Genomic DNA, 16,246 nt, shown 5'->3' with positions numbered 1-16,246 from the left:
ATTTTATGTAGCACGTCCCGAAGGGGCTGACATAAGTCGGTGAATGAGCCACTGGTTATTATTATGCAGTAACTGTGCCAATAAATAAAATAGTTTGATAACGTACTGATAAACGTAGCTTTGATGAATTAATGGCTACTCCACTGTTTGGCTATAAATCAGCCACTGTGTCGTTTAAAAGAGACATCCAAAGATGAAATTGTTTGTTTTAAATTAAATCAACAAGTTAAGTGTCACCTATAAGCGACACGGTAAATCACACATTGTCGTGATTTACAGACACAAAAAAGCTCCCGGTGTTGGGAGCTTATAATTGTTGGCTAAGTGGTTGTGTGTAACGCCACATCCGGCCTACAAAATATTGCAAATTCAATACATTGCAGGAAACATCCGAGCCAACCAGACAAGCATAGCGCATCAGGCGATGCGCATATTGCCCGATATCTTAACCCAGCTGCTTACGCGCATTGCGGAAAATACGCATCCATGGCCCATCCTCGCCCCAGTTTTCCGGATGCCATGAATTGCTGACAGTACGGAAAACACGCTCCGGGTGCGGCATCATAATGGTGACACGACCGCTTTCAGTCGTGACCGCCGTAATACCGTTCGGGGAACCGTTCGGGTTAGCCGGGTAAGTTTCGGTGACTTTGCCGAAGTTATCGACATAGCGCAGCGCCACCAGCCCTTTGCTTTCCAGTGCTGCCAGATGAGCCGCATCGCGCACTTCCACACGCCCTTCACCGTGAGAAACGGCAATCGGCATCTGTGAACCCACCATTCCCTGCAACAGCAGCGACGGGCTTTGAGTCACTTCAACCAGGCTGAAACGCGCTTCAAAGCGATCCGAGGTATTACGCACAAAACGTGGCCACAACTCGCTACCCGGGATCAGTTCACGCAGATTAGACATCATTTGGCAACCGTTACATACCCCCAGCGCCAGCGTTTGCGGACGGTGGAAGAAGGTTGCAAACTCATCGCGTACACGATTATTGAACAGGATTGATTTCGCCCAGCCTTCACCTGCGCCCAATACGTCGCCGTAGGAGAAACCACCGCACGCTACCAGGGCGTGGAAATCCTCCAGGCCCGTGCGTCCAGCCAGCAGGTCGCTCATATGTACGTCGATTGCATCGAAGCCTGCACGGTGAAAAGCTGCCGCCATTTCCACATGCGAGTTCACGCCCTGCTCACGCAGCACGGCAACTTTCGGGCGCGCGCCAGTGGCAATAAATGGTGCCGCCACATCTTCGTTGATATCGAACGACAATTTCACATTCAGACCCGGATCGGCATCGTTAGATTTCGCCTGGTGTTCCTGGTCGGCACATTCCGGGTTGTCACGCAGGCGCTGCATCTGCCAGGTAGTTTCTGCCCACCAGACACGCAACGTGGTGCGGCTTTCGCTGAATACCGCCTGTCCGTTGGCAGTAATCACAAAACGGTCACCGGAAACCGCCTGACCGACATAATGGATGCAATCAGCAAGGCCGTGCTGTGCCAGTAGGGTTTCTACTGCTTCACGTTCTGCTGCGCGTACCTGAATCACCGCACCCAGCTCTTCGTTAAACAACGCAGCCAGGCGATCCTCTCCGAGAGAGGCGATATCCGCTTCAATGCCGCAATGACCGGCAAACGCCATTTCCGCCAGCGTTACCAGCAGGCCGCCATCAGAGCGGTCGTGGTACGCGAGCAGCTTACGCTGTGCTACCAGCGCCTGAATCGCGTCATAGAAGCCTTTCAGTTGCGCGACGTCACGTACATCTGCCGGTTTGTCGCCAAGCTGACGATAAACCTGCGCCAGCGCCGTTGCGCCCAGCGCGTTATTGCCTTTGCCCAAATCAATCAGCAGCAGTGCGTTATCTTCGGTAGAAAGCTGCGGCGTGATGGTGTGACGTACATCTTCCACGCGGGCAAATGCAGAAATCACCAGCGACAGCGGTGACGTCATTTCGCGCTCTTCGTTACCTTCCTGCCAGCGGGTTTTCATCGACATAGAGTCTTTACCCACCGGGATCGTCAGGCCCAGCGCCGGACAAAGCTCTTCGCCCACGGCTTTAACGGCTTCATACAGGCCCGCATCTTCACCAGGGTGGCCTGCCGCCGCCATCCAGTTGGCGGAAAGTTTAATGCGTTTGATATCGCCAATCTGTGTTGCGGCAATATTGGTTAACGCTTCACCGACCGCCAGACGGGCAGAGGCGGCGAAATCCAGCAGCGCAACCGGCGCACGCTCGCCAATCGCCATCGCTTCACCGTAGTAGCTGTCGAGGCTGGCGGTAGTGACCGCGCAGTTAGCGACCGGCACCTGCCACGGACCCACCATCTGATCGCGCGCCACCATGCCGGTTACGCTGCGGTCACCGATGGTCACCAGGAAAGTTTTCTCCGCCACGGTCGGCAGATGCAGTACGCGTTTCACCGCGTCTGCAATGGTGATCCCTTCACGGACCAGCGCATCGCCCTTCGCTTTCAGCGTTTGTACATCGCGGGTCATCTTCGGCGTTTTACCAAGCAGGACGTCCAGCGGCAGATCGATCGGCTGATTATCAAAATGACGATCGTGCAGAGAAAGATGCAGTTCTTCGGTCGCTTCACCAATCACCGCGTAGGGTGCGCGCTCACGCTTACACAGTTCGTCAAACAGCGGTAATTGATCGGCAGCAACCGCCAGCACGTAGCGTTCCTGGGATTCGTTACACCAGATTTCCAGCGGGCTCATGCCCGGTTCGTCGCTCAGAATGTCGCGCAGTTCGAATTTACCGCCGCGCCCGCCGTCGCTCACCAGTTCCGGCATCGCGTTAGAAAGACCGCCTGCGCCAACGTCGTGGATAAACAGAATTGGGTTAGCATCACCAAGCTGCCAGCAACGGTCGATCACTTCCTGGCAGCGACGCTCCATCTCCGGGTTGTCGCGCTGTACGGAAGCAAAGTCGAGGTCAGCATCAGACTGACCAGACGCCATAGAAGACGCCGCGCCGCCGCCAAGACCGATATTCATTGCCGGGCCGCCGAGAACGACCAGCTTCGCACCAACGTTGATCTCGCCTTTTTGTACGTGATCGGCGCGAATGTTGCCGATCCCGCCCGCCAGCATGATCGGTTTGTGATAACCGCGCAGCTCTTCGCCGTTGTGGCTGTTCACTTTTTCTTCATAAGTACGGAAGTAGCCGTTCAGTGCCGGACGACCAAATTCGTTGTTAAACGCCGCGCCGCCCAGCGGGCCTTCGGTCATGATGTCCAGCGCGGCGACAATGCGCTCAGGCTTACCGAAATCTTCTTCCCACGGCTGTTCGAAGCCAGGAATTCGCAGGTTGGAAACGGAGAAACCAACCAGACCGGCTTTCGGCTTCGCGCCGCGCCCGGTGGCACCTTCATCGCGGATTTCACCGCCGGAACCGGTCGCCGCGCCCGGCCACGGAGAAATCGCCGTCGGGTGGTTGTGAGTTTCGACTTTCATCAGAATATGCGCCGGTTCCTGATGGAAATCGTAGCGGCCCGTTTCGTGGTCAGCAAAGTAGCGGCCCACTTCAGAACCTTCCATTACGGCGGCGTTATCTTTATAAGCAGAGAGAACATGATCCGGCGTGGTTTCGAAGGTGTTTTTGATCATCTTAAACAGCGATTTCGGCTGCTGTTCACCGTCGATAATCCAGTCGGCATTAAAAATTTTGTGGCGGCAGTGCTCAGAGTTCGCCTGAGCGAACATATACAGCTCGATGTCGTTCGGGTTACGACCAAGCTTTGTGAAAGCATCCTGCAGATAGTCAATTTCATCTTCCGCCAGAGCCAGGCCAAGACGCAGGTTAGCGTCGATCAGCGCCTGACGGCCCTGCCCCAGCAAATCAACGCTGGTGACCGGAGTCGGTTGATAGTGGGCAAACAACTGCTCTGCATCATCTAAAGCAAAAAAGACCGTTTCCATCATGCGGTCGTGCAGTTCAGCGGTAACCTGCTGCCATTGTTCATTGGTCAGCGTACCGGCTTCTACATAGTAAGCAACGCCGCGCTCAAGGCGGTTTACCTGTTGCAGCCCGCAGTTATGGGCGATATCGGTCGCTTTTGAAGACCAGGGAGAGATGGTGCCTGGACGCGGGGTCACCAGCAGGAGTTTGCCTTGCGGGGCGTGGCTGGCGAGTGCCGGGCCATATTTCAGCAGGCGTTCAAGTTGTGCGTGCTCATCATCGTTTAACGGCGCATTGAGGTCAGCAAAATGGACATACTCGGCGTAAATAGTGTGAACCGGGAGCCTGGCAGCCTGAAAACGTGCCAGCAGTTTGTTGATTCGGAATGCCGACAGTGCAGGCGAACCACGCAGAATTTCCATCATAAGTCTCTCGTCTTCTAAGCTTTCGGTGTACCCAAGGGGGGGAAACGAGCGTCATTATAAAGAATCTGATGCGCTGACGAAACCGTTTGCGTGGAAATAAAATCACCAGCGTGAATTAGCAACGCGTGCCGCCAATGGCTGTAATAAGTTGCCAACTGGCGCAGGTTTACGCAAAATGCCGCTCATTTATGAGTAAACCTTTCACTATTATTACGTTTTTTCAAGCTGGGACGCGCACGACACAGAGAATTAACTAATTGAAAAAATTAAAGATTAATTATCTGTTCATCGGCATTCTGGCACTGCTGCTCGCGGTCGCTCTCTGGCCATCCATTCCCTGGTTTGGTAAAGCCGACAACCGTATCGCCGCCATTCAAGCGCGGGGAGAGTTGCGTGTGAGCACCATTCATACTCCCCTGACTTATAACGAAATCAACGGGAAACCTTTTGGCCTGGATTACGAACTGGCGAAACAGTTTGCCGATTACCTCGGCGTAAAACTGAAAGTGACCGTGCGGCAGAATATCAGCCAGCTGTTTGACGACCTCGATAATGGTAACGCCGACCTGCTGGCGGCAGGACTGGTCTATAACAGTGAGCGGGTAAAAAATTATCAGCCTGGCCCAACCTATTATTCCGTTTCACAACAACTGGTCTATAAAGTGGGTCAGTATCGACCACGGACGCTGGGCAATCTGACGGCAGAACAGTTGTCCGTCGCTCCAGGGCATGTTGTCATTAACGATCTGCAAAAACTGAAAGAGACTAAGTTCCCGGAATTAAGCTGGAAAGTGGACGACAGAAAAGGATCTGTGGAGTTAATGGAAGATGTTATCGAAGGTAAGCTCGATTACACCATTGCCGATTCTGTCGCTATCAGCCTGTTTCAGCGCGTTCACCCGGAACTTGCTGTGGCACTGGATATCACCGATGAACAACCGGTGACCTGGTTTAGTCAATTAGATAACGATAATACGCTTTCTGCGGCTCTGCTCGATTTCTTCAATGAAATGAATGAAGACGGCACACTGGCGCGTATTGAAGAGAAATATCTCGGACATGGCGATGATTTTGATTACGTTGATACACGCACATTTTTACGCGCCGTTGATGCGGTACTGCCGCAGTTAAAGCCTCTGTTTGAGAAATACGCCGAAGAAATTGACTGGCGTTTGCTGGCCGCTATTGCTTATCAGGAATCGCACTGGGATGCGCAGGCCACTTCGCCGACCGGTGTACGCGGCATGATGATGTTAACCAAAAATACCGCGCAAAGCCTGGGCATTACCGACCGCACTGATGCCGAACAAAGCATCAGCGGTGGCGCGCGTTACTTGCAGAATATGATGAGTAAAGTGCCAGAGAGCGTGCCAGAAAATGAGCGGATCTGGTTTGCGCTCGCCGCCTATAATATGGGCTATGCACATATGCTGGACGCCCGCGCCCTGACAGCAAAAACCAAAGGCAATCCTGACAGTTGGGCCGATGTCAAACAGCGTCTGCCTTTACTTAGCCAGAAACCCTATTACAGCAAGCTGACTTACGGCTATGCGCGTGGGCATGAAGCCTATGCTTATGTCGAAAATATTCGTAAGTATCAGATTAGCCTGGTGGGTTATCTGCAAGAGAAAGAGAAGCAGGCTACAGAAGCGGCGATGCAGCTGGCGCAGGATTATCCGGCGGTATCACCCGCTGAATTGGGTAAGGGAAAATTTCCCTTTCTCTCGTTTCTTTCGCAGTCGTCATCTAATTATCTGACGCACTCCCCTTCTCTACTGTTTTCCAGGAAAGGGAGTGAAGAGAAGCAAAATTAATCTGTAGCGGGTTGCGCTTTTTTCTGCGCTTTGATTTCCTGGCGGCGCATTCGGAAAAAATCGCTGAGTAGCGCCGCGCACTCATCCGCCAGTATTCCTTCCGTAATTTCCACTCGATGATTCATACCAGGATGGTGCAATACATCCATTAATGATCCGGCAGCGCCAGTTTTCGCATCACGCGCGCCAAAGACTACGCGACCAATACGGCTGTGGATCATCGCTCCGGCACACATCACGCATGGCTCCAGCGTGACATACAACGTGGCGTCGATCAGGCGATAATTCTGCATCACCAGCCCTCCTTGCCGCAGCGCCATGATTTCTGCATGTGCAGTAGGATCATGACGTCCTATCGGACGATTCCATCCTTCGCCGATTACGCGATTGTTATGCACTAATACCGCGCCGACCGGCACTTCTCGCTCGTCCCAGGCACGTTTCGCCAGCGTCAGCGCATGACGCATCCAGTATTCGTGGCTAAATTCGACTTCAGACAAAAAGAAAACTCCGGTTATAAAAGCGCGGCGCATTATACACGGACGCTATGCTTTACTCTATTCCAGTTGCTGGAGTTCACCGCGAGGCGTTACCCGCCAGCGATGCTGACAAAAATAGAGTAGCGGATTGTCCTGATTACTGTCGCTATAGCCACTGTACAGCCGCAGCGGTGTGCCGATTTTGCGTTCCAGTTGCGCGACCTTTTCATGGCCAAGACAGCGCATAGTCAGCACCCAGCCGCCATAGCCGCGCTGGATCTGACTGGCGATAAGATTAACGCGTGGCAGCCACGGCGTATCGAAATAAACCGCTTCGACCAAAGCCTGAGGGGAACCGGTAATCAACCAAATGTCAGCATCGGAGCTTAGCAAATAGCTGGTCAGACGTTCCTGCACTAGCGGGAACGCCGTAACATTGTCGCGAAACCAATGCACGAAATCGGCTTGTAACGCCTGTAAACGTGCTTCGCTATGACCAAAGGTACAGCCCCATAGCAGCAGACTCATCGGCCAACGTGCCGCTCGCCCCTTGATTAATAATGCAATGACAATGACCGGCAACAGCGGCAGAACAAGTAACGCATTCAGCGGCTGTCGGCGCAGTAAGTAGCGCAGAAAACTGCCGAACATATCCTGTTGATGCAATGTTCCATCTAAGTCAAAAAACACCACACGGCGCTCGTGAGTTGCCAAACCATACCCCTCTGGACTGATACATCCTGATTAATTTTCACTACCAGATAGCCTAACAGATAGATCATCACTTTTCCGGCAACAATCTATCGCATAATGGTTGACTGGAATTTTTAATTCATGGCAATTAACTTTGATGGAATATAATATTCTCTCGCTTGTGTCTCATATTGCCTGTTGTCGCCATTAATTCATCGCGAGGAAAGATATGAACGGCTTACTTCGTATCCGTCAGCGTTACCAGGGGCTTGCCCAGAGTGATAAAAAGCTGGCGGACTATCTCCTGCTACAACCGGACACTGCCCGCCACCTTAGTTCTCAACAACTGGCCAACGAAGCCGGAGTCAGTCAGTCCAGCGTAGTGAAGTTCGCGCAAAAACTTGGCTATAAAGGTTTTCCGGCACTTAAATTGGCGTTAAGCGAAGCTCTGGCAAGCCAACCGGAATCGCCCTCCGTACCCATTCATAACCAAATTCGCGGTGATGATCCGTTACGGCTGGTTGGCGAAAAGCTGATTAAAGAAAATACGGCTGCCATGTACGCAACACTGAACGTCAATAGTGAGGAGAAGCTACATGAATGCGTGTCGATGCTTCGTTCTGCGCGACGGGTTATTCTGACTGGTATTGGCGCTTCCGGTCTGGTGGCGCAGAATTTTGCCTGGAAGCTGATGAAGATTGGTTTTAATGCTGCCGCTGAGCGTGATATGCACGCGTTGCTTGCAACAGTGCAAGCTTCGTCACCGGACGATTTGTTATTAGCCATCTCATACACAGGTGTACGGCGCGAGTTAAACCTGGCAGCAGATGAAATGCTGCGAGTGGGTGGAAAAGTGCTGGCAATCACCGGTTTCACCCCCAATGCCCTGCAACAGCGCGCTTCTCATTGCCTGTATACCATTGCCGAAGAACAAGCGACAAACAGTGCTTCGATCTCCGCATGTCATGCTCAGGGAATGTTAACGGATTTGCTGTTCATTGCGCTGATCCAGCAGGATCTGGAACTGGCACCAGAACGTATTCGTCATAGTGAGGCGCTGGTGAAAAAACTGGTTTGAGTAAAGAATGCGCGTATAATGCCCGCCCGGTTTGTGTTGTTTTGAGAGTTTCCTTATGGCGCTGTTAATCACTAAAAAATGCATCAATTGTGATATGTGTGAACCCGAATGCCCGAATGAGGCGATTTCGATGGGTGAACATATCTACGAGATTAACAGCGACAAGTGTACCGAATGCGTAGGTCATTACGAGACGCCAACCTGCCAGAAAGTGTGCCCGATCCCCAATACTATTGTGAAAGATCCGGCGCATGTTGAAACAGAAGAACAGTTGTGGGACAAGTTTGTGCTGATGCATCATGCGGATAAGATTTAGTATTTTTCCTCTGGAGCAGGATATTGCTTATTCAGTCGTGTAAAAACGAAATTATTATATTTATTTTTATGATGTCATTAATAAAAACATTCATTAAATGAATTTCGATAATATCTGCGCAGACACTTAATTATTATTAAAGGCGCGTCTGGCTGGTTAAGCCGACGCGCCTTAAGTACGTTTCCTGATGTTACAAGAACAGAAGGATCAGCTGTAAAACAGCAATGACGACTTTAATAACCCGTTTAATAAGGTATCGACAATCAGTCATTCGTTTTTCCTTAAACAAGGAATGCAGCCGTTCAGATTAGCCCTTACATCTCCCCAAAACTGAACGTGCGAGTTATTGAGGGTACATGCTGCACTCCGCACCAGAGCTTTGACGACACCACTCGTTTCAATGGGGGAATTCAGTGATATGGTGTAAAGCACAGCAAAATCTCCAATAACGAAGCCAATTTTAAAGTGCTTATGAATTGGCAGTCACGTTAATCTTTCCATCGATATCGAATTCTTCGTCAAGGCTCGAGTTTTTATGCTAAAGATTGCAAGTTGCTTGTAAAAGATAACCCCCCTGATCCATAATCACTCCCGTTGAGGGTGCGTGCTGCACAATATTATTTAAGTTATAAAGTAAAACCCCCGTTCCTTACCAGTTCGGGGGTTTTACTTTTTAAAAGAACGGTATTATTTAGGTGTTCGAGAAAGAGTTTTAACTTTCAATTATTACCGTGGCGCAAGCATAGTGGCGTTCATCTGCCAGCGTCACATGCATATGTGCGACACCCAGCTTTTCTGCCAATTTTAACGCCTCGCCCCACAACCGCAGCCGTGGCTTGCCGAGTTCATCGTTGAACACTTCAAACTGATTAAATGCCAGGCCATTGCGGATCCCAGTACCAAACGCTTTTGCCGCCGCTTCTTTCACGGCAAAACGCTTCGCCAGAAAACGCACCGGCTGATGGTGCGTTTTCCAGATCTCCCATTCATTATCGCTTAATACGCGTCGTGCCAGCCGATCACCGGATCGGGCGATCACCGCTTCAATACGGGCAATCTCCACGATATCCGTGCCTAAACCTAATATTGCCATTAGCCACGCGCTTCCAGCATCAGACGCTTCATTTCTGCCACCGCATCTTTCAGTCCGGTCATCACCGCACGACCGATAATGGCATGTCCGATATTCAGTTCGTGCATCTCAGGGATGGCGGCGATGGCTTTCACATTATGATAGGTCAGACCGTGACCGGCATTAACTTTCAGACCGAGGCTTGCGGCAAAGGTCGCAGCTTTAGTAATACGCGCCAGCTCTTGCGCCTGTTCAGCATCAGTTTTGGCATCGGCGTAACAGCCTGTGTGGATCTCAATAAACGGTGCGCCAACCTCAGCGGCAGCTTTGATCTGATCTTCATTGGCGTCGATAAACAGAGAAACCTGAATCCCGGCATCTGCCAGACGTTTACAAGCATCGCGCATTTTGTCACGCTGACCCGCAACGTCCAGGCCGCCTTCGGTTGTCACTTCCTGACGCTTTTCCGGCACCAGGCAGCAAAAATGCGGCTTCGTCTCAACGGCAATCGCCAACATCTCTTCAGTCACCGCCATTTCCAGATTCATGCGGGTATCCAGCGTCTGACGCAGGATTCGCACATCGCGGTCGGTAATGTGGCGACGATCTTCGCGCAAATGCACGGTAATGCCATCAGCACCCGCCTGCTCGGCAATAAACGCCGCCTGTACCGGGTCTGGATAAGCAGTACCACGCGCATTACGCAGCGTTGCGATATGGTCAATGTTGACGCCTAACAGTAATTCAGCCATGACAATCCTCATCAGTCATTATGTGTTTTCACCGTTCGCTTAGGCATAAACTGCCGGAACAGTTCCCTGCTTTTTAAAGGTTTACCGCCAAGATAAGGCTTAAGCGCCATGCGGGTAAAGCGTTTCGCTGCTCGCAATGTGTCGGCGTCAGGAAATTCCCGCGCGTGTAACGCTTTCAACTGCCTCCCGGTGAAAGTTTTATTGTCGATAACCACACTGGCAATAAAACCTTTCTCTTCGCGATAACGATACGTCATGGTGTCATCTACCGGCTCACCGCTACCTGCGCAATGGGTAAAGTTGACCCCATAACCCAAATGCCCGAGCAACGCCAGCTCAAAGCGACGCAACGCCGGTTCTGGCGTACCAGTGGCACCTGCCAGAGACTGAATGCAGTGCAAGTAATCGAAAAAGAGTTCCGAGAAGCGCGTCTCGTATTCCAGAACGCGGGAGAGAAGTTCGTTGATGTACAGACCGCTGTAAAGCGTAATACCGCTTAATGGCAGCGCCAGCGAGACAGCTTCGGCACTGCGCAGCGTTTTGACTTCACCGCGCCCGCCGAAGCGTAGCAAGAGAGGTGTGAAAGGCTGCAATGCGCCTTTCACGGTAGAACGTTTTGAACGTGCGCCTTTGGCAACCAGACGCACGCGTCCCGATTCCTCCGTAAAGACGTCCAGCATCAGGCTGGTTTCGCTCCACGGGCGACTATGCAGGACAAATGCGCGCTGCCAGCCTTCCATCATACTCGTCGCCTTTCAAGTTGCAGGTGCCCTGGCTGCAACTGTTCCCCCTGGTCACTTACTTTAGTAAGTGACCAGGGATTCACGGTCTTGCCGCCTTCCTGCACCTCGAAAGTCATAGAGTGTGCTAATTAGAGATCGTCAACGTAACCGAGACTACGCAGCGCACGTTCGTCGTCGGCCCAGCCGGATTTCACTTTCACCCACAGCTCAAGGTGGACAGGCGCTTCGAACATTTCCTGCATGTCTTTACGCGCTTCAATCCCGATGGTTTTGATCTTGGCCCCTTTGTTGCCAATCACCATCTTCTTCTGCCCTTCGCGCTCAACGAGAATCAAACCGTTGATGTCATAGCCGCCGCGCTCATTGGTGACAAAACGTTCGATTTCCACGGTCACGGAGTACGGCAGTTCTGCACCGAGGAAACGCATCAGTTTTTCGCGGATGATTTCAGACGCCATAAAACGCTGTGAGCGATCGGTGATGTAATCTTCCGGGAAGTGATGGGTCGCTTCAGGCAGATGCTTACGCACGATTGCCGCAATAGTGTCGACATTCAGCCCGGTTTCAGCAGAGATCGGCACGATATCGAGGAAATTCATCTGGCTTGCCAGGAACTGCAGATGCGGCAGAAGATCGGCTTTCTCCTGCACGTTGTCCACTTTGTTCACCGCGAGGATCACCGGCGCTTTGCCATCACGCAGCTTGTTGAGCACCATTTCATCGTCCGGCGTCCAGCGGGTGCCTTCAACGACAAAAATCACCAGCTCAACGTCGCCAATGGAGCTGCTCGCCGCTTTGTTCATCAGGCGGTTAATGGCGCGTTTTTCTTCCATATGCAGACCTGGGGTATCGACGTAGATCGCCTGATACGCGCCTTCAGTATGGATACCCACAATGCGGTGACGGGTTGTCTGCGCTTTGCGGGAAGTGATGGAGATTTTCTGCCCCAACAGTTTGTTCAGCAGGGTGGATTTGCCAACGTTCGGGCGTCCGACGATGGCAATAAATCCGCAGTAACTTTTATCGATGCTCATTCCAGCTCCAGTTTTTTCAACGCCTGTTCGGCGGCAGCCTGTTCAGCCTTACGGCGGCTTGAACCTGTGCCAACCACCGGTTCGCTCAGGCCGCTAACCTGGCAGTGGATAGTAAATTCCTGATCGTGCGCTTCGCCACGTACCTGAACTACCAGATAAGTTGGCAGAGGCAGATGGCGCCCCTGCAAATATTCTTGCAAGCGCGTTTTCGGATCTTTTTGTTTATCGCCTGGGCTAATTTCGTCCAGACGGGTTTGATACCAGTTAAGGATTAATTTCTCGACGGTCTGAATATCGCTGTCGAGGAATACGCCGCCAATTAATGCTTCGACGGTGTCAGCAAGAATCGACTCGCGACGAAATCCACCGCTTTTAAGTTCACCCGGCCCTAAACGTAAGCACTCACCTAACTCAAATTCACGCGCCAGTTCTGCCAGCGTATTGCCACGGACTAGCGTGGCGCGCATCCGGCTCATATCCCCTTCATCCACACGAGGGAAACGGTGATACAGCGCATTGGCGATAACGTAGCTCAAAATAGAGTCGCCTAAAAATTCTAAACGCTCGTTATGTTTGCTGCTGGCACTACGATGGGTTAATGCCTGCTGCAACAGCTCCTGATGATTAAAAGTGTAGCCCAGCTTCCGTTGAAGCCGATTAATTACGATGGGGTTCATGCGATACCAATAAATAAATGCGTCAACAATTCAGCACACGAAACAGACCTGATATGCAGGGTTCTGCTAACAGCTTTGCAGCAGTTTCAGTTGACCTGTATATGGGGACCAACGCTGTTTCGTGTGCCGTGGCGACCTGGAGGTGCCAACCTTAAACTTCGGGGGAATATTCTATACACAACGACGGGGGATGTCGTTAGCCACGGGAGATTTATCTCATAAATAATTCACGTTGTCGCCATAACGGCGACAACGTGAACGGATAACAGCAATTAGTGAATGCCACCAATGCGACTTAAGCGCACGCCTGTCGGCCATTCACCTTCTTGCTTATCGAAACTCATCCAGATAGCCGTTGCCCGACCGACCAGATTCGCTTCCGGCACAAAGCCCCAGTAACGGCTGTCCGCGCTGTTATCGCGATTATCACCCATCATGAAGTATTGCCCTGGCGGAACAATCCAGGTTGCCAGTTGTTGTCCTGGTTGCTGGTAATACATCCCCACCTGATCCTGCGCAATCGGCACGGTCAGGATACGATGCGTTACATCGCCCAGTGTCTCTTTACGTTCAGAAAGACGAATACCGTTTTCTTTAGTTTCGTTTTTCGGCACCTCAAAGAATCCGCTGGTTGCTTCCCCGCCGTTACGACGTGAGAAGGTCTGTACGAAATCGCTCGGCTCCACGTTGGAATAGGTGACCGGCAACGCGTTTTCACACGCCTGACCGGAACTGCATCCCGGTTGAATAGTCACTTCTTTCGCTACCGGATCGTAAGTGACTTTATCGCCCGGTAATCCCACCGCACGCTTGATGTAATCAAGCTTTGGATCTTCCGGGTATTTAAAGACCACAATATCGCCACGTTTCGGATGACCGGTTTCGATCAGCGTTTTCTGGTAGATAGGGTCTTTAATGCCGTAAGCAAACTTCTCTACCAGAATAAAGTCACCGATTAACAGAGTCGGCATCATCGAACCTGACGGGATCTGGAACGGTTCATAAATAAACGAACGCACAATCAATACGATAGCCAGCACCGGAAATACAGAAGCGCCGGTTTCCAGCCAACCAGGCTTCGGCGCAACTTTTTTCAGCGTTGCTTTATCCAGTGAGTCCCCGGCAGCCGCTTGCGCCGCTGCCTGACGTTCCCGCCGTTTAGGTGCGAAAAAGAATTTATCCACGCACCACAAAATGCCCGTCACCAGTGTGGCAATCACCAGAATCAGGGCAAACATATTCGCCATGCCAACTCCTAATGGTTATTTGTTGTCTTTGCCGACGTGCAGAATGGCGAGGAACGCTTCCTGCGGCAGTTCGACGTTACCGATCTGCTTCATGCGTTTCTTACCTTCTTTCTGCTTCTGCAGCAGCTTTTTCTTACGGCTGATATCGCCGCCATAACATTTAGCCAGTACGTTTTTACGCAGCTGTTTCACGGTGGAACGCGCAATGATGTGCGTTCCAATCGCAGCCTGAATGGCGATATCAAACTGCTGGCGGGGGATCAGATCTTTCATCTTCTCCACCAGCTCGCGACCACGGTTTTGCGAATTATCACGGTGGGTGATCAACGCCAGCGCATCAACACGTTCACCGTTGATTAAAACGTCAACACGCACCATGTCGGACGCCTGGAAGCGTTTGAAGTTGTAATCCAAAGACGCATAACCACGCGAGGTAGATTTCAGGCGATCGAAGAAGTCGAGTACCACTTCCGCCATCGGGATCTCATACGTCAGTGCCACCTGGTTCCCGTGATAAACCATGTTGGTCTGTACGCCGCGTTTTTCTACGCACAACGTAATGACGTTACCAAGATACGCCTGCGGCAGCAGCATGTGACACTCTGCTATCGGCTCGCGCAGTTCATAGATGTTATTCACCGCTGGCAGCTTAGACGGGCTGTCGACGTAGATAACTTCTTTCCCCGTAGTTTCTACTTCATACACTACTGTCGGAGCGGTAGTAATCAGGTCAAGATCGTACTCGCGTTCCAGACGTTCCTGAATAATCTCCATGTGCAGCAGGCCGAGGAAGCCACAGCGGAAACCAAAGCCCAGCGCCGTGGAGCTTTCCGGCTCGTAGAACAAAGAGGCATCGTTGAGACTCAATTTACCCAGCGCATCGCGGAAGGCTTCATAGTCGTCGGAACTTACCGGGAACAGACCGGCGTAAACCTGCGGTTTAACTTTCTTAAATCCTGGCAGCGCCTTTTCTGCCGGATTACGCGCCAGCGTTAAGGTGTCACCGACTGGTGCGCCGTGAATATCTTTAATCGCACATACCAACCAGCCTACTTCGCCACATTTCAGCTCTGTACGGTCAACTTGCTTCGGCGTGAAAATACCCAGACGGTCGGCGTTATAAGTCTGCCCGGTACTCATGACTTTCACTTTGTCGCCCTTACGCAGGGTGCCGTTTTTAATACGGATAAGTGAAACAACGCCCAGGTAGTTGTCGAACCAGGAGTCGATAATCAGAGCCTGCAACGGGCCTTCCGGATCGCCTTCCGGCGGTGGGATGTCGCGCACCAGACGTTCGAGAACGTCCTGCACACCAACGCCGGTTTTCGCCGAGCAACGCACTGCGTCGGTGGCGTCGATTCCAACGATATCTTCAATTTCTTCCGCCACGCGTTCAGGATCGGCTGCCGGCAGGTCAATCTTGTTCAGTACCGGCACTACCTCAAGATCCATTTCCATTGCGGTGTAGCAGTTTGCCAGGGTTTGCGCTTCTACGCCCTGCCCGGCGTCAACCACCAGCAATGCACCTTCACAAGCGGCCAGCGAACGCGATACTTCATAAGAGAAGTCCACATGACCAGGGGTGTCGATAAAGTTAAGTTGATAGGTTTCGCCATCGGATGCTTTATAGTCCAGCGTCACGCTCTGCGCTTTGATAGTTATGCCACGCTCACGCTCAAGATCCATGGAATCGAGAACCTGTGCCTCCATTTCACGGTCAGACAGGCCACCGCAGATCTGGATAATACGGTCAGACAGCGTCGATTTACCGTGGTCAATGTGAGCTATGATCGAAAAGTTACGTATATTCTTCATAAAGTATGATTATTGTGCCTTAATGCCCGGTTAACCAGGCTTTTAGAAGTCGCTGTTCTGAGCTTAACGTCTGTATTAATAGAAACGCCGCATTCTACACTACAACATTGAGGCGAGGAAATGTTCATACCGTATGGATTGTGGTATCTGGAAACGTCCTCGCATTTGTTATGCAAAATACAACAAAGCCAGT

The 16,246-nt window shown here is 51.6% G+C and carries 14 protein-coding genes; 3 read left to right on the top strand and 11 right to left on the bottom strand.

The genetic code is table 11. The features are described 5' to 3' along the window. Positions 1-445 precede the first annotated feature (445 nt). Positions 446-4,333 carry a phosphoribosylformylglycinamidine synthase gene (purL, locus tag BEG40_RS07265; RefSeq protein ID WP_105285147.1) on the bottom strand — a complete coding sequence of 1,296 codons (3,888 nt, stop codon included), beginning with the start codon at positions 4,331-4,333 and terminating at the stop codon, positions 446-448. A gap of 257 nt (positions 4,334-4,590) precedes the next feature. Between purL and mltF the strand changes: the two genes are divergently transcribed. After that, positions 4,591-6,147: a membrane-bound lytic murein transglycosylase MltF gene (gene mltF, locus BEG40_RS07255; RefSeq protein WP_105285146.1), complete on the top strand. Its 1,557-nt coding sequence runs from the start codon at positions 4,591-4,593 to the stop codon at positions 6,145-6,147. Here the strand turns inward: mltF and tadA are convergent. Then, positions 6,144-6,647 carry a tRNA adenosine(34) deaminase TadA gene (gene tadA, locus BEG40_RS07250; RefSeq protein WP_016158802.1) on the bottom strand — a complete coding sequence of 168 codons (504 nt, stop codon included), beginning with the start codon at positions 6,645-6,647 and terminating at the stop codon, positions 6,144-6,146. The genes mltF and tadA overlap by 4 nt on opposite strands. Positions 6,648-6,704: 57 nt before the next feature. Continuing rightward, positions 6,705-7,340, bottom strand: coding sequence for a phosphatidylglycerophosphatase C (gene yfhb / locus BEG40_RS07245; RefSeq protein ID WP_000190662.1), 636 nt, complete (start codon positions 7,338-7,340; stop codon positions 6,705-6,707). Positions 7,341-7,548: 208 nt separating this feature from the next. Between yfhb and BEG40_RS07240 the strand changes: the two genes are divergently transcribed. Beyond that, on the top strand, positions 7,549-8,397 hold the full coding sequence (locus tag BEG40_RS07240; protein ID WP_001013777.1) for a MurR/RpiR family transcriptional regulator: 849 nt from the start codon (positions 7,549-7,551) through the stop codon (positions 8,395-8,397). A gap of 55 nt (positions 8,398-8,452) precedes the next feature. Next, entirely contained in the window at positions 8,453-8,713 is a 261-nt protein-coding gene (gene yfhL / locus BEG40_RS07235) for a 4Fe-4S dicluster ferredoxin YfhL (protein ID WP_001196294.1), read from the top strand. A 190-nt stretch (positions 8,714-8,903) separates the two neighbouring features. On the opposite strand, the gene shoB is transcribed toward yfhL, so the two are convergent. The 8 genes from shoB to lepA form a co-directional block, all read right to left on the bottom strand. After that, positions 8,904-8,984 carry a type I toxin-antitoxin system toxin ShoB gene (gene shoB / locus BEG40_RS07230; RefSeq protein ID WP_000128779.1) on the bottom strand — a complete coding sequence of 27 codons (81 nt, stop codon included), beginning with the start codon at positions 8,982-8,984 and terminating at the stop codon, positions 8,904-8,906. A 441-nt stretch (positions 8,985-9,425) separates the two neighbouring features. Beyond that, positions 9,426-9,806, bottom strand: a complete 381-nt coding sequence (gene acpS, locus BEG40_RS07215; RefSeq protein WP_000986026.1) for a holo-ACP synthase — start codon at positions 9,804-9,806, stop codon at positions 9,426-9,428. After that, positions 9,806-10,537 (bottom strand): pyridoxine 5'-phosphate synthase, encoded by a 732-nt coding sequence (gene pdxJ / locus BEG40_RS07210; protein ID WP_105285145.1) that lies wholly within the window; start codon positions 10,535-10,537, stop codon positions 9,806-9,808. The genes acpS and pdxJ overlap by 1 nt, the downstream gene beginning before the upstream one ends. 11 nt (positions 10,538-10,548) lie before the next feature. Further along, positions 10,549-11,277 carry a DNA repair protein RecO gene (gene recO, locus BEG40_RS07205; protein WP_024192255.1) on the bottom strand — a complete coding sequence of 243 codons (729 nt, stop codon included), beginning with the start codon at positions 11,275-11,277 and terminating at the stop codon, positions 10,549-10,551. Between the two features lie 131 nt (positions 11,278-11,408). Then, complete coding sequence (gene era / locus BEG40_RS07200; protein WP_000020738.1) at positions 11,409-12,314, bottom strand: GTPase Era; 906 nt, start codon at positions 12,312-12,314, stop codon at positions 11,409-11,411. After that, entirely contained in the window at positions 12,311-12,991 is a 681-nt protein-coding gene (gene rnc, locus BEG40_RS07195) for a ribonuclease III (protein WP_001068343.1), read from the bottom strand. The genes era and rnc overlap by 4 nt, the downstream gene beginning before the upstream one ends. A 272-nt stretch (positions 12,992-13,263) precedes the next feature. Beyond that, entirely contained in the window at positions 13,264-14,238 is a 975-nt protein-coding gene (gene lepB / locus BEG40_RS07185) for a signal peptidase I (protein WP_000002532.1), read from the bottom strand. A 15-nt stretch (positions 14,239-14,253) separates the two neighbouring features. Beyond that, positions 14,254-16,053: a translation elongation factor 4 gene (lepA, locus tag BEG40_RS07180; protein WP_000790174.1), complete on the bottom strand. Its 1,800-nt coding sequence runs from the start codon at positions 16,051-16,053 to the stop codon at positions 14,254-14,256. Between the last annotated feature and the right edge of the window lie 193 nt (positions 16,054-16,246).

The sequence above is a fragment of the Escherichia sp. MOD1-EC5495 genome, assembly GCF_002965965.1.
Lineage (GTDB): Bacteria > Pseudomonadota > Gammaproteobacteria > Enterobacterales > Enterobacteriaceae > Escherichia > Escherichia ruysiae.
The sequence above is the reverse complement of the archived record's forward strand: the minus strand, read 5'-3'. Positions and strand labels throughout refer to the sequence as shown.